The sequence below is a fragment of the Vibrio rotiferianus genome (genome assembly GCF_002214395.1).
In the GTDB taxonomy this organism is placed as follows: Bacteria; Pseudomonadota; Gammaproteobacteria; order Enterobacterales; family Vibrionaceae; genus Vibrio; species Vibrio rotiferianus.
The window spans coordinates 1,731,367-1,754,084 of record NZ_CP018311.1; the positions used below are offsets into that span (position 1 = coordinate 1,731,367).

The 22,718-nt window shown below is 42.6% G+C and carries 13 protein-coding genes and 4 tRNA genes; 13 read left to right on the forward strand and 4 right to left on the reverse strand.

What is annotated here, in order from left to right; all coding sequences use genetic code 11:
- Positions 1-14: 14 nt before the first annotated feature.
- Entirely contained in the window at positions 15-530 is a 516-nt protein-coding gene (locus BSZ04_RS08020) for an NUDIX hydrolase (RefSeq protein ID WP_010451644.1), read from the reverse strand.
- A gap of 283 nt (positions 531-813) precedes the next feature.
- On the opposite strand from BSZ04_RS08020, the gene BSZ04_RS08025 reads away from it, so the two are divergent.
- From BSZ04_RS08025 to BSZ04_RS08060, 8 genes are all read left to right on the forward strand, one after another.
- Positions 814-2,475: an ATPase RavA domain-containing protein gene (locus BSZ04_RS08025; protein ID WP_071235956.1), complete on the forward strand. Its 1,662-nt coding sequence runs from the start codon at positions 814-816 to the stop codon at positions 2,473-2,475.
- A 9-nt stretch (positions 2,476-2,484) separates the two neighbouring features.
- Positions 2,485-3,939, forward strand: a complete 1,455-nt coding sequence (gene viaA / locus BSZ04_RS08030; protein ID WP_088880113.1) for an ATPase RavA stimulator ViaA — start codon at positions 2,485-2,487, stop codon at positions 3,937-3,939.
- 237 nt (positions 3,940-4,176) lie between these two features.
- Positions 4,177-4,250: transfer RNA gene (locus tag BSZ04_RS08035), tRNA-Cys, on the forward strand.
- Positions 4,251-4,254: 4 nt separating this feature from the next.
- A tRNA-Gly gene (locus BSZ04_RS08040) sits at positions 4,255-4,330 on the forward strand.
- A gap of 210 nt (positions 4,331-4,540) precedes the next feature.
- Positions 4,541-5,443 carry a LysR family transcriptional regulator gene (locus BSZ04_RS08045; RefSeq protein WP_010451650.1) on the forward strand — a complete coding sequence of 301 codons (903 nt, stop codon included), beginning with the start codon at positions 4,541-4,543 and terminating at the stop codon, positions 5,441-5,443.
- Between the two features lie 446 nt (positions 5,444-5,889).
- Positions 5,890-7,596: a D-lactate dehydrogenase gene (gene dld / locus BSZ04_RS08050; protein WP_088880114.1), complete on the forward strand. Its 1,707-nt coding sequence runs from the start codon at positions 5,890-5,892 to the stop codon at positions 7,594-7,596.
- A gap of 498 nt (positions 7,597-8,094) precedes the next feature.
- A complete protein-coding gene (locus tag BSZ04_RS08055; RefSeq protein ID WP_088880115.1) occupies positions 8,095-8,883 on the forward strand; it encodes a DsbA family protein in 789 nt (262 codons plus the stop codon).
- 777 nt (positions 8,884-9,660) lie between these two features.
- Positions 9,661-12,678 carry an Ig-like domain-containing protein gene (locus tag BSZ04_RS08060; RefSeq protein ID WP_088880116.1) on the forward strand — a complete coding sequence of 1,006 codons (3,018 nt, stop codon included), beginning with the start codon at positions 9,661-9,663 and terminating at the stop codon, positions 12,676-12,678.
- 160 nt (positions 12,679-12,838) lie between these two features.
- On the opposite strand, the gene BSZ04_RS08065 is transcribed toward BSZ04_RS08060, so the two are convergent.
- A complete protein-coding gene (locus BSZ04_RS08065) occupies positions 12,839-15,250 on the reverse strand; it encodes a hypothetical protein (protein ID WP_088880117.1) in 2,412 nt (803 codons plus the stop codon).
- Between the two features lie 603 nt (positions 15,251-15,853).
- Between BSZ04_RS08065 and BSZ04_RS08070 the strand changes: the two genes are divergently transcribed.
- From BSZ04_RS08070 to BSZ04_RS08085, 4 genes are all read left to right on the forward strand, one after another.
- Positions 15,854-15,940, forward strand: a tRNA-Leu gene (locus tag BSZ04_RS08070).
- Positions 15,941-16,060: 120 nt separating this feature from the next.
- Positions 16,061-16,134 (forward strand) — tRNA-Cys (locus BSZ04_RS08075).
- Positions 16,135-16,459: 325 nt separating this feature from the next.
- On the forward strand, positions 16,460-17,983 hold the full coding sequence (gene amyS / locus BSZ04_RS08080) for an alpha-amylase (RefSeq protein ID WP_071235960.1): 1,524 nt from the start codon (positions 16,460-16,462) through the stop codon (positions 17,981-17,983).
- 137 nt (positions 17,984-18,120) lie between these two features.
- On the forward strand, positions 18,121-18,366 hold the full coding sequence (locus BSZ04_RS08085; protein WP_010451657.1) for a hypothetical protein: 246 nt from the start codon (positions 18,121-18,123) through the stop codon (positions 18,364-18,366).
- 81 nt (positions 18,367-18,447) lie between these two features.
- Here BSZ04_RS08085 and BSZ04_RS08090 read toward each other — a convergent pair whose 3' ends face one another.
- Complete coding sequence (locus BSZ04_RS08090) at positions 18,448-19,236, reverse strand: lipase family protein (RefSeq protein ID WP_088880118.1); 789 nt, start codon at positions 19,234-19,236, stop codon at positions 18,448-18,450.
- A gap of 270 nt (positions 19,237-19,506) precedes the next feature.
- Here BSZ04_RS08090 and BSZ04_RS08095 point away from each other — a divergent pair, with 270 nt between their 5' ends.
- The gene (locus BSZ04_RS08095) at positions 19,507-21,396 is read left to right on the forward strand and encodes a methyl-accepting chemotaxis protein (RefSeq protein ID WP_456154941.1); all 1,890 of its coding nucleotides are present in this window, start codon (positions 19,507-19,509) and stop codon (positions 21,394-21,396) included.
- Between the two features lie 99 nt (positions 21,397-21,495).
- Here the strand turns inward: BSZ04_RS08095 and BSZ04_RS08100 are convergent, their stop codons facing one another.
- A complete protein-coding gene (locus tag BSZ04_RS08100) occupies positions 21,496-22,374 on the reverse strand; it encodes a CHAD domain-containing protein (protein WP_161493756.1) in 879 nt (292 codons plus the stop codon).
- Positions 22,375-22,718: the final 344 nt, after the last annotated feature.

Consider the following 22,718-nt stretch of genomic DNA (forward strand, 5'->3'; position numbering starts at 1 on the left):
TCGGTCGAAAAGACCTAAATATAACCGCAAAGACGAGCTTTGCTTAGGCAAGCGATAGTTTTGGCATCGGTAATAATGCCTTGAATAATTTTTTGTTCGAGTTCTTCTCGTGACAATGTTACCACTTCAATCACTTCGTCATCATCACACTCGTATCGATTGGTTTTGTTCAGTTGTTCTGCAACAAACAAGTACTGGATTTCATCACAGAAACCAGCAAGAGGGGTAACTTGACCAAGCGATGTGAATTTTTCGGCGCTGTATCCCGTTTCTTCCTCTAACTCTCTTTGGGCGCAATGTAAGGGCTCTTCATCGCCTTCCCGTGTACCAGCAGGCAATTCAAGCAACCATTTATTAAGAGAGGGGCGGAATTGATTAACAAGAACGATTTTGCCATCAGGAGTGATCGGTAAGATAACGGCAGCTCCGGGGTGTTGGATAGTGGTATGTGTAATCATCCGACCAGTTGGAAGGTTAATTTCTTCTTCAACCAAAGAAATTTGCTTCCAGGTATGAATTGTTTTGCTCATGTCGTTTGTAGCTCTGCTTTGAAGACGACCTCTCCGAGAATAGAGAGTGTTTTGGAACATTAACCATATTTGACGTGAAACAAAAGTAGAAAATGAAGTCTAGATACGAAAGCGATTGCATTTTCAGTGAGTTAACTCCCATAAATGAAAACTTTGTTTGCTCGCGCGCGCGTCAATAAACGGTCTGATATAAGTGACATTCACTAAAAAATGCACTTGTAACAAAGTGATAACAAATGTATAAAATTAAATATACAAACGATGTTTAGAAGCCGGAGCTCGTATGATACAACCATCTTTTGCATCAAATGCTGAAAAAGCCCTTCTTTCAGAGCGCATCAATAAGCTGGCGAAAGCATTGACCGACGGCGTTTACGAGCGCGAACACACCATCAAACTATGTCTTCTTGCTGCTTTATCCGGTGAAAGCGTCTTCCTTTTGGGGCCTCCTGGTATCGCAAAAAGCTTAATTGCCAAACGTCTAATCCAAGCATTTGATAACAGTAGCTACTTTGAGTACTTGATGACTCGCTTCTCAACACCAGAAGAAGTGTTTGGTCCGCTGAGTATTCAAGAGCTGAAAGATAATGGCCGGTACGTCCGTCTTACTCAAGGTTACTTGCCAACGGCGCAAGTGGTTTTCCTTGATGAGATCTGGAAAGCAGGCCCTGCAATTTTGAACACGTTGTTGACCGTTGTGAATGAAAAGACGTTTAAGAATGGTAGTGACATCGAACGTGTACCGATGCGACTTTTGGTTTCGGCATCAAACGAGCTGCCAGACGAAGACAGCGGCTTGGACGCACTTTATGACCGTATGTTAGTGCGCGTATTTGTAAACCGCATTCAGGACAAACAGAATTTCAAATCCATGCTGACAGTGGGTACGTCTCAAGAAGCGCAAGTTCCAGAAGGCTTGGCGATCACAGACGAAGAATACCACCGCTGGCAGCAACAGCTCGACAAACTCACTCTGACGGACAACGCATTCGAAAAGCTATTCCAACTAAAAACTATGTTGGAAACCAAAGTTGAGTCTGAGTTTGGCGACGCATCATTAACAGATATGTACGTTTCTGACCGCCGTTGGAAGAAAGCGGTCAAATTGCTTAAAGCAAGTGCGTTCTTCAATGGGCGCGACGAAATCAACCCACTTGATCTTCTGCTACTTCAAGATTGTTTGTGGAACAGCCCTGAGTCACGCGATGTCGTTCGCGGTGTGATTCAAGAGTTCGCACTAAAACATGCCTTTGACCAGCAAGAAGCAGAGCAAGAGATCGAATACTGTCGTGAATCTTTGGTTGATGTTCAACATGAACTTGAAGACAAATATCGCATGACGCTAAATGCAGAAGCGGCAACAGGTCTGCTTCGCAAAGAAACCATGAGCTTTGATACCTCTAAAGCAAAAACCTACAAAGTAGGCGCAGCAGTGAATCTGGTTAAGCTGGTTATTCTGCAAAGCAACATGTCGGTTTCCGAATCAGAGAAGGGCGACAGCCGTTGGGTCTACATACCAAAAGATGAACTGGATCGAGTGATCAAAGAAGGTCATGGTGATGTGTATGGCTACGTGAACCAAAACACCAATATGTGCCGTCTACGCTTCGATGTCGATGCGGCAAACAACCTTGTGATCCGTGACATTGCAAACCGCGGTGTGTTGGTGAGCTTAGTGACTCAACAAGGTTTAGACGTTGAGCTTTACCAAAAATGGTTGGCTGAAAGCGAGAAAGCAGTAAGTCAATTGAGTGAAGCTGAGCACCACATGCGTAAGGTTAAAGCCAACTTCCATGGCGCATTGCCACACAGTTTCGTGGATCCAGAGTTACCACGTCTAATGGAGTCGAGTCTGCAACAGGTGAGCCAGAGACTTGAGTCTATCCAAGGTGAAAGCGAGAAGATCATTCAACGCTTTAAAAACTTACATCAGTTTTTCTCTTAAGGAGACGACATGTTAGGTGCAGACGGACTCAACCTAGCGCTCATGGTGGCGGACTCTGGCATCATTGATAGTGCGGTTAACGATTTAATGGCACGTTCACAAGTCATGATGATGGCAGAGAATCGAGGTATGAAATCTTCTGTTAAAAGTCATCTACTAAAGTGGCGTGGCAATGTAAAAAAGCGCATGACGAAAGTCTGTGAGACAGAACGTTTCCAACAAGAACTCGCGCTCTACCAAGAAGTTATTTATTGGGATGAAGAAGAGTTCTTTGAACGCATTGATGACGTAATCAAGAAGCTTGAATGGCATTCGGCGTTTTACATGCAAGCACGCCGCATGATGGAGAAGAACAAGGGCGTGAATAACCCAATGTTCCCTCATTACTTCTGTGACCAGTGGTATCAAAGCCTTGTTGAGGCCATTAAGCAAGCGCAAGTCTCTGAGCTTGAAGAGAACAAAGAAAAAGTCCTCAACGATCTTTACCAGCGTATGGAAACCATGCGTAGCATGGATAAAGTGACGGAGTCTGGTGACGAAGAAAGCGTAGGGCGCTTGTGGGATATGGCGTCAGCCAAGTTGAGCAAAACTGACTTAACCGTGATGAAGCGTCACGCAGAGTTCCTTAAAAAGCACAAAGGCTTACAAGAAATCGCTGAACAACTTGGTCGCATGGCGGGGCAAGTGAATGATCCAGACCTCAACCGTGCTCCAGCAGAAGAGCTGCAAATGGTCGAGGAAAAGAGTGACGAAGCGACCGACGACATCGTCGGTATTCACGAAAGTGACGATCTCAACAAATTACTACCGAATGAAACCATGTTCTTGGCGTATCCAGAACTGGAAGTGGTGTTCTACAAGCATTTGGTTGATAAACGTTTGATGAACTACCGCACGCAAGGTAAGTCTCGCACATTGCGTAAAGTCAAGGCGCACAAACCAGATCACAAAGCGGTGGACGTTGAAAAAGGGCCGTTTATCGTTTGTGTTGATGCGTCAGGCTCGATGAGTGGCTTCCCAGAGCAATGTGCTAAGGCTATGGCTTATGCACTGATGCAAATCGCTCTGGCGGAGCAACGTGATTGTTATGTGATCATCTTTTCCACTGAGCACATTACTTACGAGCTAACTCGTCAGGATGGCTTACGTGAAGCTGCCGACTTTTTAACTTACAGCTTCCATGGTGGTACGGATTTGGAGCCAACGTTGATTAAATCCATCGATTTGATGAGCAGCGACAAATACAAAAACGCCGACATGGTCGTTATCTCAGACTTCATTGCGCCAAAGCAGCAAGATGAATTGCTTGCAAAAGTCGATGCGTTAAAAGCGAAGAAGAACCGCTTCCATGCTATTAGCTTGTCGAAGTACGGAAACCCAGCGTTAATGTCGATGTTCGACCACACTTGGTCTTACCATCCAAATGTAGTGGGGCGCTTGTTCAAACGCGTTGCCAACGGTTGATCGCGAGAATAGAGATACAAAAGCGGCACCGATTGCCGCTTTTCTTTTGTCTATCTGTTTTGATTTGCTTTAAACCAAAACGAGTAAATCTGGACGGTTTAGGTCGAATTAACATCGGATTGGTTTAAAACAAAGCAAACAGACAGGAAAGTACAGTTTTTTGTTTGACTATATTTTCTGAATCCGTAAAGTAGCAACCAACGCAACGGGGCAAGGCTCTGAAGCGTTGAAAATAAAGGCGCCTTGGCAGAGTGGCTATGCAGCGGATTGCAAATCCGTGGACCTCGGTTCGATTCCGGGAGGCGCCTCCATTTTGCGACACTAGCTCAGTTGGTAGAGCGCAACCTTGCCAAGGTTGAGGTCACGAGTTCGAACCTCGTGTGTCGCTCCAAATTATGGGTATGGCAACGGCGGTATCCAGATGCGAAGAGCATCAACATCAAACCAGCGAAAGCTGGTTTTTTTGTATCTGTTGTGTGGTTCCCTCTCAATTTCTATCAGCCCATAATCGGATGTAATCACACAAGTGTGACTTTCCGATCTGCATTTGGCTTCAAAGCGACTTACAATATGTTCTTCAACAAGGAAGCAATGAAGACACATGAGAAATACCGACGATTACATCATTTTCTATCATTTAGTTGAACAGGGTTCGTTCAGCGCAGCTGCAAGACAAATGGAGCTTACTAAGTCGGTCGTCAGTAAGCGTATTGCCAAGTTGGAGCAGGAGATTGGCGTTCAGCTACTGTATCGCACAACGCGCACGCTCAAGCTCACAGAAGCAGGGCAATCCTTCTTCGAACATGCACGTAGTGTCTATCAAGCCGTCGTTACCGCAGAAGAGTCGATTGTTGGCTTAGGTAAGAGTTTATCTGGCAATATCAAGATTACGGTGCCTACCATCTCTGGTGAGCTCATCCTTCCTACGGTTATTTCTGAGTTCAACCAAGCGTACCCAGATATCAATATTGATATGGAGCTGGACAACCGGTTTGCAGATATCGTCAATGAGGGTTTTGACCTTGCAATTCGTACAGGGGTTTTGCCTGATTCAAGCCTTATAGCGCGTAAGCTTGTTGATGCAAACTGGATTGTCTGTGCATCGCCCAAGTACGTCGCCAAACATGGTAAACCCAAAACGCCGAACGAGCTCACCAAGCACAACTGTTTGGTTTACGCCTATCAAGAGACGGGGGCGCGTGAGTGGGCTTTCAAACGTGATAATGAAGCTTATCAGGTTAAGGTGGATGGAAATCTATGTACCAACAACTCGTCTGCGTTACGTAATGTCGCTTTGCTAGGGCAAGGCATTATTTATGTACCTCGTGTGCTGGTTTATGAAGACTTGCAGCAAGGTAAGCTCATTCAGTTGTTTAAAGACGAAACTGCCAAGTGCTTAGGCATCTATGCGGTGTATCCATATACACGTCAGCAGCCAGAAAAGATCAAGATCTTTATAGAACATCTTTATCAGTGCTTTCAAAATCGTAGCCATCAATTCTAGCTGGCCACTTTACTCAAAAGGCATGAACCACCCTTTGGATAGGGCTCATCGCTGAATCCAAAACTCTACCATTCGCCTATTTTCTTTATTGATCTACAATGTCACAGCTATATAACGCTGCCATAACGTATCGGCACTCACATGTTGTGCTTTTGGTTTGACTCAGCATTCTGTCAAGGTAAGGAATATAAAGCCTTGCCAGCCTTTTTGATTTTCTTGTTCTTCGATATTGTGCACATTTGTTAACAATGTACTTTGCTATTGTTTCTTTTTGGAAACGATAAGTTTCTTTGTTGAATTTGTGGTTTTGAAAAGTGTAACTGACTGAATTTATGAATGATTATTGTGGTTTGCTTTACTTGGGCGTAGTTATCTGACTTTAGTGGAATGGACGTTCAGATTCGGACTACTTATATTGGTTGGGCATAATAACTAGAGATACGGATATGAAACAGAAGCAGCTCATCGACGCATTTGTCACCATTGTCGGGGAAGAAAACGTCCTTACCGATGAAATCAAAACCAAGTATTACCGCAGCGGTTTTCGCTCTGGAAGCGGTACGGCATTGGCGGTGGTTTTCCCTAATACTCTGCTAGAGCAGTGGAAAGTGATTCAACAATGTGTGGAGAACAATTGCATCATCATCATGCAGGCGGCCAAGACCGGCCTTACTGAAGGCTCTGCGCCAAGTGGTAGTGATTATGACCGCGATGTCGTAGTGATCAATATTACCAAGATGAAGCAAATCTATCTGTTAGACGGTGGCAAGCAAGCGGTTTGCCTTCCGGGAGCAAGTTTACATTCGCTAGAAAAAGAGCTGCGAGCGGTAAATCGAGCACCACATTCTGTGATTGGTTCTTCTTCTCTTGGCGCTACTGTGGTGGGCGGCATTGCAAACAACTCTGGCGGAGCCCTGGTTAAACGTGGTCCGGCATACACTGAGTTAGCCATATTCGCTCAGGTCGATAAAGACGGTAAGCTCAATCTTGTTAACCACCTTGGTATTGAAGGATTAGGCTCGACACCTGAAGAGATTTTGCAGAACATCCAAGATGGTAACTTCGATCCAGATAAAGTGATTCATGATGAGCGCATGGCATCGGACAAAGAGTATGACGAACGTGTCCGCGACGTTAGCTCTGATATCCCTTCGCGCTTCAATGCCGACGAACGTCGTCTGTACGAGGCGAGTGGCTGTGCGGGTAAACTGGGCGTGTTCGCTGTTCGAGTTGACAGCTATCCAATCCCAGAGAAAGAGCAGGTGTTCTATTTAGGTACTAATGATCCAGATAAGCTCACCAAGCTCAGAAAAGATTTCCTTACGCAGTTTGAAAACTTGCCAGAAATGGGCGAGTACCTTCACCGTGACATCTTCAACATGGCGGAGAAATACGGTAAAGATGTCTTCCTATCTATCGATTTATTAGGCACGGATAATCTACCTAAGATGTTCTCGCTCAAAGCTAAGGTTGAAAACTTCTTAGAGCGTGTACCTTTAGTCAGTAAATACCTGCCAGATACTATTCTCTACTACGCAAGCAAGTTATTCCCACAGCACCTTCCTAAGCGCATGTTGGAATACCGTGATAAGTACGAACACCATCTTGTACTCAAAATGAGCGATGGCGGCATTGCAGAAGCGCAGAAATACCTCATAGAAGTTTGGGCGGCTGAGCACGATAGTGATTTCTTCGAATGTACGCCAGAAGAGGGCAAGAAAGCGTATCTACATCGCTTTGCAGCAGCAGGTGCAGCAATTCGTTACGAAACCATTCACCGTGATGAAGTTGAAGATATTGTTGCTCTAGATATCGCGTTGCGACGCAACGATGAGGATTGGTTAGAGACGCTACCAGAAGAGGTGACTAAGAATCTGGTTAAGTCTCTCTATTATGGCCACTTTATGTGCTATGTCTTCCATCAAGACTATATCTTTAAGAAAGGCACTGACACTAAGTTGATGAAGAACCTGATGTTGGAGCACTTAAACAGTCGTGGTGCGAAATACCCAGCCGAGCACAACGTAGGGCATCTATATGAAGCAGAAAACTCGTTGCAAAAGTTCTACCACCAACTTGATCCGACCAATACCTTTAACCCAGGTATAGGTAAAATGGACCGCTACAAGCGCAACTGTAACTGCTGTGTTTAAAGCCTGACTCCGAGAGCAAATACTGCATTTTCCTCACATGCAGTATTTGCCAAGTAATTATAACTACATATCAAGATTAAATGTATAGGTTGATATTACATATAAATTAAAGTGATTCAAATAAATCATCACCTTTCTAAATAGGTAATAATCACTTATATAACATGCCCTTAACTGATATTTGTCTTATAAGATGAGTATATACAGCCTTCCTATTACAATGTTATTGACCAAATTGACTTCTTGCGACTCCTTTACAATACTTCTTAGCAATTTGAAAGAAATTGCTGTTTCATCATCTGTGTTAGCATTTTATTGGGATGTAATAAATAATAATATTTGGTCAGGATAGGTAGCTTATTGTTATTTATCGTGGTTTTAATTTTAGCCATTTATTTTTAATAAGCTGTTGCGCCAATGCTGTATCAGCAAATCTTTTGATAGGGAAAGCAAAAGTGCGAATATCATATTTGCATTGTTTCATATTGAGGGCGTAAGATGTTTATACAAATAGTAAGAGTCATCATACCGTTAATGTTACTACCGCTTTTGATTGGCTGTCAGCCGGATGAAAGCGAGAAGATGAAATCAGAAATTGAATCTTTAAAGCTAGAGATAAGTCAACTAACCAAAGAAGTAGGGAAGTTAAATAATGAAGTAAAAGAAATGAAAGATTTGGCATTTAAGCCGCCAAAAAAAGAACGACCTACTTTGCCGAATCAACCAAACTTTACCGAAGATGGTACACGCCCTCTTCTCGGAAATAGTGAAGCTAAAATTGCAATTATAGAATTCTCTGATTTCCAATGCCCTTATTGTAAACGGTTTACTGATAGTACATTTAAACAAATAAAAACTAATTATATTGATACTGGTAAAGTGCAATATATTGCGCGAGACTTTCCATTAAGTTTTCATTCAAAAGCCATGGGCGCAGCCATCGCGGCTGCATGCAGCCTTCAACAAAATGCCTACTGGCCTATGCGAGGCTTGCTGTTCAGCAACATCAAAGATTTAGGAGAGGAGTTCTATCAAAAAGCAGCCACAGACCTATCCTTAAACTTGGAAGAATTTAATAAATGCATCAAGGATCAATCCATTGCTAAAAAGGTTGAGCAAGATTTGACCTTAGGGAAATCCTTGGGTATCCGTGGCACACCAAGCTTCTTAATTGGTCGTGTTGAGAATGATCAACTTGTAGCGCCACAAATCTTGGTAGGTGCGCAGCAGTATGCAGTTTTTGAATCGTTATTAGAGCAGTTATCGAACAGCGATAAAGAGGAATAACACTATTTAATTTTAATAAAAGGCAACCAAATATGGTTGCCTTTTTATTTTATATAAATGAGTTAAGTATTTACTTTTATATTGACACGCTACAACAGTGTTGTGCTTAGAGGTGAATAGGTTGGTGTTGAATTGAAACCATATGCATTCAACTCCTTAAATCATAGATGATTATCATTTGTTTTTTCAAGTTTCTACTTTTGAAAAATAAATCCTTATTTTTCAAATCGAAAGCTAAAAAGTCATATCAGCCTAGGTGATTAATATTAATTTAATCTCATATTTTTGATGAAGTTCGATTTTTGTTAAAAATATCCTTATATATTCATGTCTTAAGTGATCATTTTTGAGCTCGATACTAAATCTGTATATTTTTGATTGAAATTTAATCACATTGTTTGTAGGATTTTACATTCAAAAATCAACCAGTGACTAACAATATAGGGTAGAGGGGTAGGTTTATTGCATACGAATAAATAATTTGTCTTGTGTTACTAATGCAAGTTTAACTTAAATAATAAACAACTCTTTTAGAGTTTTGCTTTTTGAGTTTTTGAAAGGCATCGCGTCTTATTGACTAATTATTAGATATCTTTGGGGCTATAATTTTAGCATTTTATTGCTAATATTTAATATAAAAATTTTTCTAAATGCACTGAAATTCATGTGTTTAGGCTAGCTATGTGCGCTAATTAACTATCAAACAATCTTCATGATTGCGGACTTATGCTGCGTAAAAATTAAGAATCAAAGATAAAAATACATAAGAAATTAAGTATGTTTAATACCCATTTTAACGTTGATAGATCCAATACGATCAAACTATCAACAACGGCTCTTATTGGCCTCTTATCTCTGACATTTAACACGACAGCACAGTCACATGAATCCCATCATGGGCATGTGATTAAAGAAGAAAAATCAGTTTCATCTGCGATGAAGGGGAAACGTCAAAAGGCACAAGATAATACCAACGCACTAAAGCAGGCGATGGCTGATTATCGTGGCGCGTCGGCGAAAAACAAACATCGCTATTTAGAACAAATGATTTCTCTTGCTAATGGCCGTCAAGAGCTACTTTCCGAGTTGTCTCTGTCAGACCCTAGTGCGATTTCAAAGGTTGCTCTGAAAGCAGAATCTCGCAAAGGCATTCCTAAAGAAGTGCTAGGCTTATTGGAGCAAGAGCGAACGCTTGAAGGTGAGCTTGAAGTTTTCTATGAGGATTATGAAGATCACAGTAAGAGTCGCCTGCTGCATGTACTAAAAACCACTGAGGGATTTGTAAAGGTCAACAGCGCTTCTCTATCTAAATTCAGATCGATTCATTCTGGTACAAAAGTTCGCCTTCGCGGTTGGAAAATCACTGACAGTGACGAAAGCACTGACTTATTGGTGCTAGGTGAAGAGCAGGAGTCATTATCCTTGCTGGCTCAGGATAGCTCTTCAACAACCACAACGGCAAGTGTTGCAGAAACAAGCACGGTTGGGGAACAGAGTACGCTAGTCATGTTGTTAAACTTTCAGGACAACATACAGCAGCCTTGGACTACGTCAGAAACGCAAGATTTAGTTTTTGGTAAAGTAAATGACTTCTACAAAGAGAACTCTGATGGCCAAACTTGGCTTAAGGGTGAGGTAGTCGGGTATTACACGTTACCAATAGACTCTACCTGTGATTCGTGGAATATCCATGTCAGTGCGCAGCAAATGGCCGAAGAGAGTGGGGTTGATGTAAGCAGTTATACACGCCTGATTTATATATTCCCGAAAAATGATAGTTGCGGTTGGACTGGGATGGGAACTCTAGGTGGAACGCAAACGCGTGCTTATATTAATGGCTCGTTTACCATGAATACCATTGGTCATGAAATGGGCCATAACTTTGGCTTACATCATGCTGAATACCTTAACTGTAAAGACAATATTATCGGTGATGATTGTCTGGCAGTAACATACGGTGACAATATGGACATTATGGGAGCTTATGGAGTTGAAGGACATTTCAACGCGTTTAATAAGGAACAGCTCGGTTGGCTATCTACTGATTTGGAGAACATCGTAGAAGCGAATACTGATGGTAGTTATGTTATTGAACCTTATGAAACTTCATTATTGGGCTCTGTGAAAGGGGTAAAGGTTCCGCGTGGCGTTGATCCTAATACGGGCGAGAAGCAATGGTATTATGTTGAATACCGCCAGGCGATAGGGTTTGATGACTTTCTTAGTACGAAACCAGGAATTACAAGCGGTGTTGTAATTCATAGTTCTCCGGAATCTAGTTCGCGTGGAAGTCAACTCCTTGATATGACGCCACAAAGCAATTTGTTTGATACTGATGATGCAGCCTTACCTGTGGGTAGTAGTTTTACTGACGCTGCTGCGGGTATCACTATTTCTACGGAGTGGGCTGATACGACAGGCGCTAGCATTCATGTTAGTTTTACTGAAGCAACTTGTACCTATGCTGATCCAGTTGTATCAGTTATGTCGAGTGAAAGTTCCGCTGTAGCGCCAGGTAGCACAATTAGTTATAACCTAACGGTTGCCAATAATGATAGTTATGGCTGTGATTCAACAGCTTACGATGTATCTTCGATTGTTCCAGAGGGATGGTCGAGCACAGCGACAACACTTGAACTGGCTCCTGGAACAACTGATACGTTGACTCTAGCAGTAACCTCTTCAGAGGTGGCTATTGATGGCTCTTATGACATTACATTTAATGCTGTAAATAGTGCAGATAGCAGCGTTAGTAGCAGTGCTGTAGCAAGTTATCTTATCGAAGCTCCTGCTGAGCAGTGCGTTCTGGCAAATCCTTCAGTGTCTTTGTCAGCGAAACAGAGTGGAGAGTTTTCGGCGGGTACTACCGTTAGTTATATCGCGACAGTAACGAGCAATGATAGTAGTAGTTGTGACACAGCAACAGTGGATGTTGTTCCTAGTGTCCCAGATGGTTGGAGTTCAGACGCTAGCACGGTGACGTTAGCACCGGGGCAGTCGGTATCCGTTAATCTAAATGTGACGTCAGCTATTACCGCTGAACAAGGTGTATATCCAGTAATAGCTTATACATATAATACTGCTGATCTTGCTTACAACAGTAGCGCAGAAAGTAGTTATACGGTAGCCGCACCGGAACTAGTTTGTACGGAGTCTGCACCAAAATTATCTGTGTCATCCAATAGTGGTGATGTCACATCCGGAAGTACAGTAACCTATGACGTGACTGTAACGAACCAGAATAGTACGGATTGTGACGCTAAAACCTATATGCTATCTGCTGACGTACCATCTGGCTGGAACAGCAGTAGTAAAAGTGTTTCCCTGGCGTCTGGGCAGAGTGCAACAGTACAACTGGACGTAACTTCTTCGACAGTGGCGGCAGATGGTACATATAGTATTGCTATTTATGCTCAGGATTCAGAAGACAGCGGTGTTAGCAGCGATGTGATCGTAAATTATGTAATAACTAACCCTGCTAACAGCAAACCGGTTGCCGTTAACGATACTGTTGTACTATCGGCTAAAGAAGCAACTCTAATCGATGTGTTAGCGAATGACAGCGACCCGGATGGTGACACACTGATTGTTAGCTCTGTAACCCAAGGGTCAAAAGGTTCGGTTGAAATAACGACGAATGGGCAGCTGCTATATACGCCAGCCAAAAACTTTAAAGGCAGCGACAGTTTTAGCTATACCATCAGTGATGGAGATATGACGGCGACTGCTACAGTTTCTATCAGCATGGATGATTCCTCTGGACCAGGTAACAATAAAGGAAAGGGGAAAAGCTAATTCCAGCAGTAGCTAAGCAATAAATAACAACTGGTCGTCGTTTTGGATTGACTAGTTAAAATAAAGGCGATGATGTATTTCATCGCCTTTTGATTATCTTTACAAATTAACAGATGAATACTCTTTTACTTAACGTGGTATTCAAGCGTTGTAGTTACGACTAAGGTAATGCTGGTTCAGCTGTTTGAATAGTAAGAGAAACGGTTGCGTTCTCAGAACTTCCATCATTATCTGCCACTACAATATCCAGATCTTTCAACGAGAAGTTAATACTACCATCATTTGGATCTAAGCCTGGGAATAGCTTAATCGTAAAGCTACATTCATATTCTCCTCCAGGGGCTATCACTACGCCAGTTGAACAGAAGAAAGGTGAGACAATGTCATCATAGCTACTAATAGCGGCTAGATCTTGAATGACGAAGCTAGGGTTAACAACATCATCGGTCGCATTATCTACAATGGCTACGCCATCAAAGTTCATTGTCGTGATGGTCATGTTATCCACACCACCATTGACGATACGTACGAATGCGGTTGCTTTCATCGCGAATTCTGGTGTGAGCTGCAAAGGAACATTCAAGAATGTAACGGTAGCATCATCATCATCATAAACGTCCAATCCGTCTTCATCAGTACCATAAATAGTGGCGACATTAAGTCGAGTATCACCAGCATCACCTTGTATTGAGAGCGTAATGGTACAGCTGTCGGACTCTCCAGGAGATAGTGTGACAGGTAACGCGTCACATTGACTGGTTAGATCGGTACTGACACCGTCAACCACATCAACTAACTCGTCAAACGTAACATCGTCGACAGTAGGATTGCCTAATGAATCTACGGTTAAAACTGTAAATTCAAAGGTGTAGTCGACATCGCGATACAAGTTCGGATCATCACCGGTTTCATCAACTTCGGTTGGATTGGCCGTTTTGATTAACTCTACCACTGATGGGACGTCACGAATCGAAACTGTCTCTGATTCCGAATGGGTGGCTTCGTCATTTTCGTTGTCTATTGCTTTAGCAGTAACAAGGTTAGTGACCGATTCTCCTTGGTCTCCGCCAACAAACTGGGTGAATTCACAGTTGTATGTGCTATCGAAAGCAATTTGACCGCCTGTCGCACAGGTACCTACGCCATCTAAAGAGGTCTCGATTCCGTCGATGGTATCAGTTAGGCTGGTTAATGTTAGTGGTGAGTCATATTCTGCTGAGGTATTGGTCACTGCTACATAAAAAGTGACGAATGCTCCAGGTTCTAACACTTCATTGGTGCTTGCAGTTTTTTCAACGGTAATTGTTGGTGGTAGGTTTGTCACTTCTACAGTTTTTTCATTACTGCAGTATTCCCCATTCGCGGCCAACCCAACACCTGGTGGACAAGTTTCACCATTTGTCACTGGATCACCATTTTTATCTTCCATTGTGATCTTGATGACGTCTTTATAAAACTCAGGGCTTTGATCATCTGGTAGGTCGGAATCTACGATATGCACAGTGAATTGACAACTGTATGTACCACTCGGAGCTATTTCGAGCAAAGGAGTACCGACTTCACAGTTACTACTAATTAGATACACATCATCACTGGTACCAGCAGGCGCTCCAGCACTCCAAAGATTCAAACTCTCATCATAGGTACCATTACCATTAATATCGATTTCATCACTAACGGCACTTAGGAACAAAGAAGTTCTAGAATTCGGGTTAGTGAAACTGAGATTAAAGGTGTATTCACCACCAGGCTCGGTGCGAGTAGCAGGGTCTGGGGATACGATGGTTTTCGTAATTACTGGAGGTTTCGGTTTAATAAAGATATTTGTAGTAAGGACATCACAGTTACATTTTGACTTGGTATTAGGAACTTGTCCTGGGACAGGATCGTAGTCCGTTGTACAGACATTATCATCTGTGTTATCCCACGCAGCACAGTATCTGAAATCAGCTAGGTTATCTTCATCAGGGTCTTCACACAACATAGTGATTTTTTGTTGTGGTAACGTGTAACTATCTACCCCATTAGCCTTGGTGATATCACCACACGCATCGAAGTCTAGATCCTTATATGCTGGGCCAAAGGCTTCAGAAGCGAGAGGAAGCAAGACACTACAATAGTAAGGGTAGTCTGTTGTACCGCCCCCTGGCATTGCGATGGGATCGCTTTCAGCCACTTGAACTGATTGAGGACTCTGACCTGAGAGTGAGTTATAAAATGTTGTATCGTAGCGCTCATTTGCGTTGGTACGAATAGTGACATCAGCGTAGAATTCTACGACTTCCCCAAGATTACATTCGGAAATACTCTCATTATCTAACTTAGTAATTTCCACATCGTTGGCGGTACAGTTCAATGCATCTTGAGGTAGAGTCACTTCTCTGCTCGATTCAGAATTGGCAACGGCTAAAAATGCATCTGCCATACAAAGCTCGGTTTCCAGATTCGGGGCTATGTATTGTTGTGTCCCGTATGCTGGCGTTGAGTTTGTTACCCCATATAGGGTCGCCGTACTTAGCATAGCTATGCCGAGTGTTTTGCTAAGTCGGCTATATATTAAATGTTCCATCATCTACCTTCTTTTTTATTGAAAGTTGACTAAAGGGCGATGGGAGTGCCCAATGATGCCAACACTGGATCTGGTATCATTGGACACACGTAATGCTTGCCCCTCCATTTCACACAAGCACTCCAAAATACTTGCTTGGTTTGTAACGTAGGGAGTACTTGTCAGCGACCGACTAGCAGCAAGAAACAAACCAGAACGTAACTAACTGATTTTATGGTTTTTTACATATTATTTTGTTCAGTTAATTAGATTTGGTTTACAGAGTGTTCACCAGTAGGTGTTGCGATGTTGATAATAAAGAACAAAATCAATTGGTTATTGATTTAATTTAAAAGAAGATAGGGTGTCTAGCAGGTTTACAGGTGGACACTTGCAGATGAACTGAAACTAGAGGGGTATAGATGCCACTATCCCCAAATAGCTCGTATGTGGTTTCCCTATTTTACTTTTTGGGTGTATTTTGTTCGGAGGGGATGGCTTTTTAACCGTATGAATCAAAAAGATAAATATTATTGTTGACCTGAAAATTTATTCCGTTAAAGTACGCCTCGTTCTCACGGCGAAGGTCGTTAGAGCAGGTGGTGTTGCCATCGCATTGATTGCGTTGCCCTGGTGGTGGAATTGGTAGACACAAGGGATTTAAAATCCCTCGACGTTCGCGTTGTGCCGGTTCAAGTCCGGCCCGGGGCACCATCCGCAAATTGAGTGCGTGGATTTAATAACCCGCCGTCGAGTTGACCGGCCGATTGTCGGACCATCAATTCCGGCCCGGGGCACCATCCCTCATTATATGAGAACAATAAAATTCGGTAAGGCGCCTTGGCAGAGTGGCTATGCAGCGGATTGCAAATCCGTGGACCTCGGTTCGATTCCGGGAGGCGCCTCCATTATTTCGAAAGCTCGTCACTATGACGGGCTTTTTTCGTTTTTGGCGTAGACAAAACCGTGCCCAAAAACTTAAGGCAGTCGCTCTGGCAGCCATCTCCACCCTGACTATTTGATCTTACTTCCAAAAATAATGCTATTTAATTATTGGTTTTATAAATGTTACACCTCTCAACAATTGTAGAGGTCGATTAATGATAATTTTTTCTCGATTGTAGTCCGAGCTTTTTGTTGTACAACAGACGGTTAGTTGGGGGGTTTAAAGCTAACTGCCATGTTTACCTCAAGTCGGCTCGCACTTCGTCTTAAAACGTGAGAGAAAATATAATGAAAACATTCAACCTTAAACCTACACTTTTACCCTTAACCTTGTTGCTCAGTTCGCCAGTTATGGCGGCACAAAATGGAACTATGATGCAATATTTCCATTGGTATGTACCCAATGACGGAGCTCTGTGGACGCAAGTAGAAAACAATGCGCCGGCCTTATCGGATAATGGTTTTACGGCGCTTTGGCTACCTCCAGCGTATAAGGGGGCTGGTGGCAGCAATGATGTGGGGTATGGTGTTTACGATATGTATGATTTGGGCGAATTTGATCAACAAGGATCGGTACGCACCAAGTACGGTACGAAAGATCAGTATCTAAGCGCGGTTCAAGCCGCTCATAGCAACAACATTCAAATCTATGGTGATGTTGTGTTTAACCACCGTGGTGGTGCCGATGGCAAGTCCTGGGTAGATACAAAGCGTGTAGACTGGAATAACCGTAATATTGAACTGGGCGATAAATGGATCGAAGCTTGGGTCGAATTTACTTTTCCTGGTCGTAACGACAAATATTCAGACTTCCATTGGACTTGGTACCACTTTGATGGTGTCGATTGGGATGATGCAGGCCAAGAAAAGGCGATCTTCAAATTTAAAGGGGATGGTAAAGCATGGGATTGGGAAGTCAGCTCTGAAAAGGGCAACTATGACTACCTAATGTACGCAGACTTAGATATGGATCACCCAGAGGTTAAGCAAGAGCTTAAAGATTGGGGTGAATGGTACCTAAACATGACTGGTGTTGATGGCTTCCGAATGGACGCAGTCAAACACATCAAATACCAATACCTGCAAGAGTGGATCGAATACTTACGTTGGAAAACGGGTAAAGAGCTATTTACGGTCGGTGAATACTGGAACTACGACGTCAACAATCTACACAATTTTATTACCAAGACTTCTGGTAGCATGTCACTGTTTGATGCTCCGTTACATATGAACTTCTATAACGCTTCACGCTCTGGTGGCAACTTCGATATGCGCCGTATCATGGATGGTACCTTAATGAAGGACAATCCGGTGAAAGCGGTAACATTGGTTGAGAACCACGATACACAACCTCTACAAGCATTAGAGTCTCCAGTCGATTGGTGGTTCAAACCGCTCGCTTATGCGTTCATCTTATTACGTGAAGAAGGTTACCCATCCGTTTTCTACGCCGATTACTATGGCGCGCAATACAGTGATAAAGGGCACGACATCAATATGGCTAAGGTGCCTTACATTGAAGAGCTAGTTAAAGCTCGTAAAGATTACGCCTATGGTAAACAACACTCTTACCTAGATCATTGGGATGTGATTGGTTGGACGCGCGAAGGAGACGCAGAACATCCGAACTCAATGGCTGTCATTATGAGTGATGGTCCCGGTGGAACGAAATGGATGTACACTGGTTCACCAAGTACTCGCTACGTTGATAAGCTTGGAATTCGCACGGAAGAAGTTTGGACTGACGCAAATGGTTGGGCTGAGTTCCCGGTAAACGGTGGCTCGGTTTCTGTGTGGGTGAGCGTTAAATAGCGCTTGAGACTGAATTACAGTTGTGACCAATTTCGAAAATAGTTCGCATTTAATCAATGTCTTGTTTGATATTCATAAAACAAATGCGTAACTTTATACCTGAGCATTATCGATAGGCAGATTAAGGAAAGGAATCTATGGCTGACGTTTTGATTGTTGCGATTGTATTTGGTGCAATATTTGGTGGTGGTATCGTTAAGCTGATTCTCAATCATCGTAAAGAAGTAAGAGCGCTTGAGATTTCCGAGCGCAACCAGATGAGTCAAGAAGAGCGAGATGGTTTGAACAAGCAAGTTGCTGAGCTCAAACAGCGTGTTGAAGTATTAGAGCGCATCGTTACCGACAACAAGTACCAACTTGATAAAGAAATTGCTTCCTTGTAATTCTTACTAAGACAAAAAGAGCCAGCTCAATGCTGGCTCTTTTCGTTTCTGCTCCTCGTGCCAATGAAGTGTCATACTGGACTACCGCTCATCAAAAAAGTCTTTGTTACGAATATACTTGCTCATTAGGTGATAGGAGAAAGGGCGAATCAACCAACTCACCAACGAGCGCCCTAAACGTATTAATGTTGGTGTGTTCTCGTAAATTCTCCCGTTATAGAGCCAAAGCAATTTACCCACATGCCAATAGAGGAACGGTATTGGTGGCATAAAAGTAACAATATCGATGTCGCAGCAGATCCGATAGGTTTTGTGCCCCAAACGATAGTGATTTTTGAACATCCAATCGCCAATAGCGGGCTGTCCAAATGTCACCACTCGTTTAATGCTTTTTGGATACTTACGTTCAATGTAATCGGCAAACACACTTCCAATCGCCCCTCCTGAAGAGTGCCCAGTAATGGTTATTCGCTTGCCTTGAAGTATTAGTGGAACAACAGTGGCTTCTAGTCGTTCAATGACGCTTAAACCGAGACGGTCTTCATTTCGTGATGGTTGGCTTTCTTGAAATAACAAATAGTAAAAACCTGCATGAATGCGATAGGGAAGTCCTAAGCGTTTGCAGCTACGAGTCCACATTGCGAAGTTCAACAACCAATCAGTCATACTATGCGAGCCTTTGATCACCACGACAACTTCTGTGTGCTTTCTATTCCATAAAACACGAGCCATGATTTTACCAAACTGGTTTTTAATGATTCGCTGTCCATTAGGATCAAACCCATAGCGAGTCTGCTTAAACACTCTAGGGTAAGCGAGATTGCACAGTACAGCGTAGCGTTCGTATTGGTATCGTTTTAAAGGTTTCACTTAAGACTTCTTTGTTTGTGTCAATGACAAACTCTAAGACTGAAATATTAAAAAGATATGACTGTGAGTAAATTTTAACCACTTTAAGGTGTTGGCTAATGCATGATTAAACAGGCTGGTATGCTCATAAGCGATTGTAATTGAATGCAAATCACAAACCAGTGAACTATATGTAATTGATTGAATTGATATGGGGTTTATATCGCTGAAAATCAGTGGCATAGATGAGAGGATTATCTTTTGTCAGTGGTTTTATAAGAGGTTCTATTTATGCAATTAAGTCTAAAGAGAAAAATGGTTTTCTCTGTGGTTTTGGCAATTGCAATCACATCTGCGATTCTTCTTTTCATTGGTTATAAGACTTTTCAAGGTAATAGTTGGCAAGCGATAGAAAGTGAGAGTCGCAATATCTTGCAAGCGAATGCGAAAGGTATTGGCGATTGGTTCTATGACAAAAAGCAGGCTGTCCATGGTTTGAAGCAGCAGATCCAACTTGATCCATCATTGGACATTGTTCCTCATTTACGCCAGACCCTAGTCTCTGGGGGATTTGGCCTTAGTTATTACGGAAACAAACAAGGAGAGATGTTTCGCCACGATCCATCATTGAATAAAGCGGGGTACGATCCAAGAGTTCGTGGTTGGTACAAACAAACATTGGCGGAGAACAAAGCAATCACAACTAAGCCATATGTTAGTGTCACCATGCAAACCTTGGTCGTAACGCTTACTGACCCTGTTATAGAAAGTGGTCAAATCGTTGGTGTTGCAGCGTCCAATTTAGCGTTGGATAAGCTTATTCAGGACGTATTGGCGATTGAAGTCCCTGGTGATGGTCACGCTATTCTGATAGATCGTCAAGGTACGGTCGTAGCCCACAAAAACAAAGACTTTATTTTGAAGCAAGTCTCTGAGATTGCACCTGAGCTAAACATTGATAGCCTAAATCAAGCGTCACAAAATCTCGCTACAATCTTCACTGTCGTTGATGGTAAAGACAAAGTTGTGATGGCAGAGCCAATCAAAAATACGGATTGGTTACTCGTGATTGAAATGGACAAAAGCGTGTTAGAGCAACCTCTGTTTGACATGCTGAGTAGCCAAATTACAACAGGGCTGATTGTACTAATCGTCATGGCGATTGCGACATCTTGGTTCGTTGCGCGTCAGTTAGTAGAGCTTGGTCGTGTAAGTGAGGCTCTGGCTGATATTGCTGAAGGCGAGGGAGATTTAACTCGTCGATTGGAGGTCACTAGCCAAGATGAAGTTGGTCAATTAGCTGAGAAGTTTAACGTATTTGTGGATCGCTTACGTCAAATGATGAAAAACGTAAGCGAGGTTTCGACGGCGATGACACAAGGCGCCGATCATGCCAACGTAAGTGCAACGAAGCGTAATGAAAGCGTAAGTAGGCAGCAAGATGAGATCACAATGGTCGCCACGGCGGTGACAGAAATGGCGACAGCCACGGCTGAAATTGCATCCAATGCGGATAATACGGCGAAGAGTGCAAGCCATTCAGTAGAGTTGAGTGATCAGGGCTTCAAACAAATGGAGAAAAGCCAAGCATCAATCAACGAACTGGCGAATGAACTGACTAGTGCGGTCTCAATTATTAGCGAGCTTGAAGAGCACGGTAATCAGATTGCAACCATTCTGGCGACAATCCGAGAAATTGCTGAGCAAACCAATTTACTGGCATTAAATGCTGCTATTGAAGCCGCTCGCGCGGGTGAGCAGGGACGAGGTTTTGCTGTGGTGGCAGATGAAGTTCGTGTGTTGTCTCAACGTACACATGCTTCAACAGAAGAGATTGAAGATAAGATCAAACGTTTGCAACAAGCGACAGACGGTGCTGTGAAGGTGATGACACAAAGTCATGATATGGCGAAAACCAGTGTTCACGATGTTGATTTAGCTGGTGAGAGTTTGTCACAAATCCGTGATGCTATTCAGATGATCAGCGATATGGCGACGCAGATAGCGTCTGCGGCAGAAGAACAATCGTTGGTGACTGCGGAAATTAACGCCAATACCGAGTCAGTTCGTGAAGTAAGCGAAGTGATGGCAAGTGATGCGACAGAGGCCGTTGGACAAGCGCAACAACTAAACCATTTAGCTAATAACTTAAAGTCAGAGCTATCGCGTTTTAAGTTGTAATTTCAGTTGTTCACGATAAGCCGAGATCGGTTGATCTCGGCTTATTTTTTTTATAAACGGACAAGAAATCGACTGATTCCACCCGTTTTCTAAACTGTTTTAGTACATCCAAAGCGCTCGCTCTTTGTTGAGAGCGAAGCACTTTTTTTGTTTTATCAAGGAACGTATCGTTTGTTTGCCTTTTTTGCCGAGATCATATTTGGATTTGAGGCTAGATAGAAACACAATTTGGGTTACGCTGTCGTTAAAGTCGCCCAAGCGATTCTGCATAAGCTTCAATTGATGAATGTTCTGGTTGTGTGCTTTCTTTGGATACAGGTTGGTGAAAAAGTCTAGTAAGTAACGCAGCTTTTTACATTCTATGCGTAGTTTATGAATGTCGTCGTCAGAGCTTTGTGTTCCAAGTTTGCGGCTTAACTTATAGATTTTGCCCGCATGTAGCGAAATCTTCTGATTGGCATATTCTAAAGTCCCCATTTCTGTTTCAAGACTTTCATGCACGCTTGCTCTTTGCAGGCTATTTTCAATGATTACACATGTTTTCCTATAGCAATCTGTCTCGAGCCAATCTGAGACTCGTTTTTGCTCTACCTCCCTCGAATGCTGTATATGATCGAATATAGATTTTAGTGCGCCTTGATACTTGAGTTGTTTGTCTAAGTAAGACGATTTTTCGGCAACAAAGACATCTAAATCACGTAAGTAATTGGTTTGCTTCATCATTATTCTGAGGTTGTAGGCTAATAAGCGACGTTCAAAAGCAGGCAGTACATCTTTTAAGAGTTGGCTAAGAGAGCGGATTCGACGCAATGTTACCCTGTATTGATGATTAAACTCTACATTCTCACCAGCTTTAACCCCTTGCTCAAGCTGCCGGGCGTAACCGAATTCATGAGAGAAAAAGCGGGGTAGGATAAAAGTTAAATCCGATTCTGTGTGCAAAATCAATTCAAAAGCTGGCTTTTGACTAACGCTCATGTTCAGTTCTCCCTGTGTATACTCGGGCATCTCGAGGTTACTTGGGTATAGATGTAATTAATTTTAGAATATTGCTCTCACTATCCCCATTGCTGCTGATAAAAATTTTAATTTTAAACGCTAACATAATGTTTTTATGGGCTTATATTTAGGTAATATTAAATCTGTGCCATAATAATATTGTTTATATTATTTCAATTTCATAACGAGTTAAGTAAAGTAAATTTATTTTTCGGCATCGGCATGATTTGCAAAGCGTTATTTAAAAACTATCAAAATTGATAACTAGGTTGGTTGAAATTTAATCTATTAGTTTGCTAGTATCGCATTCACAACGAATTACA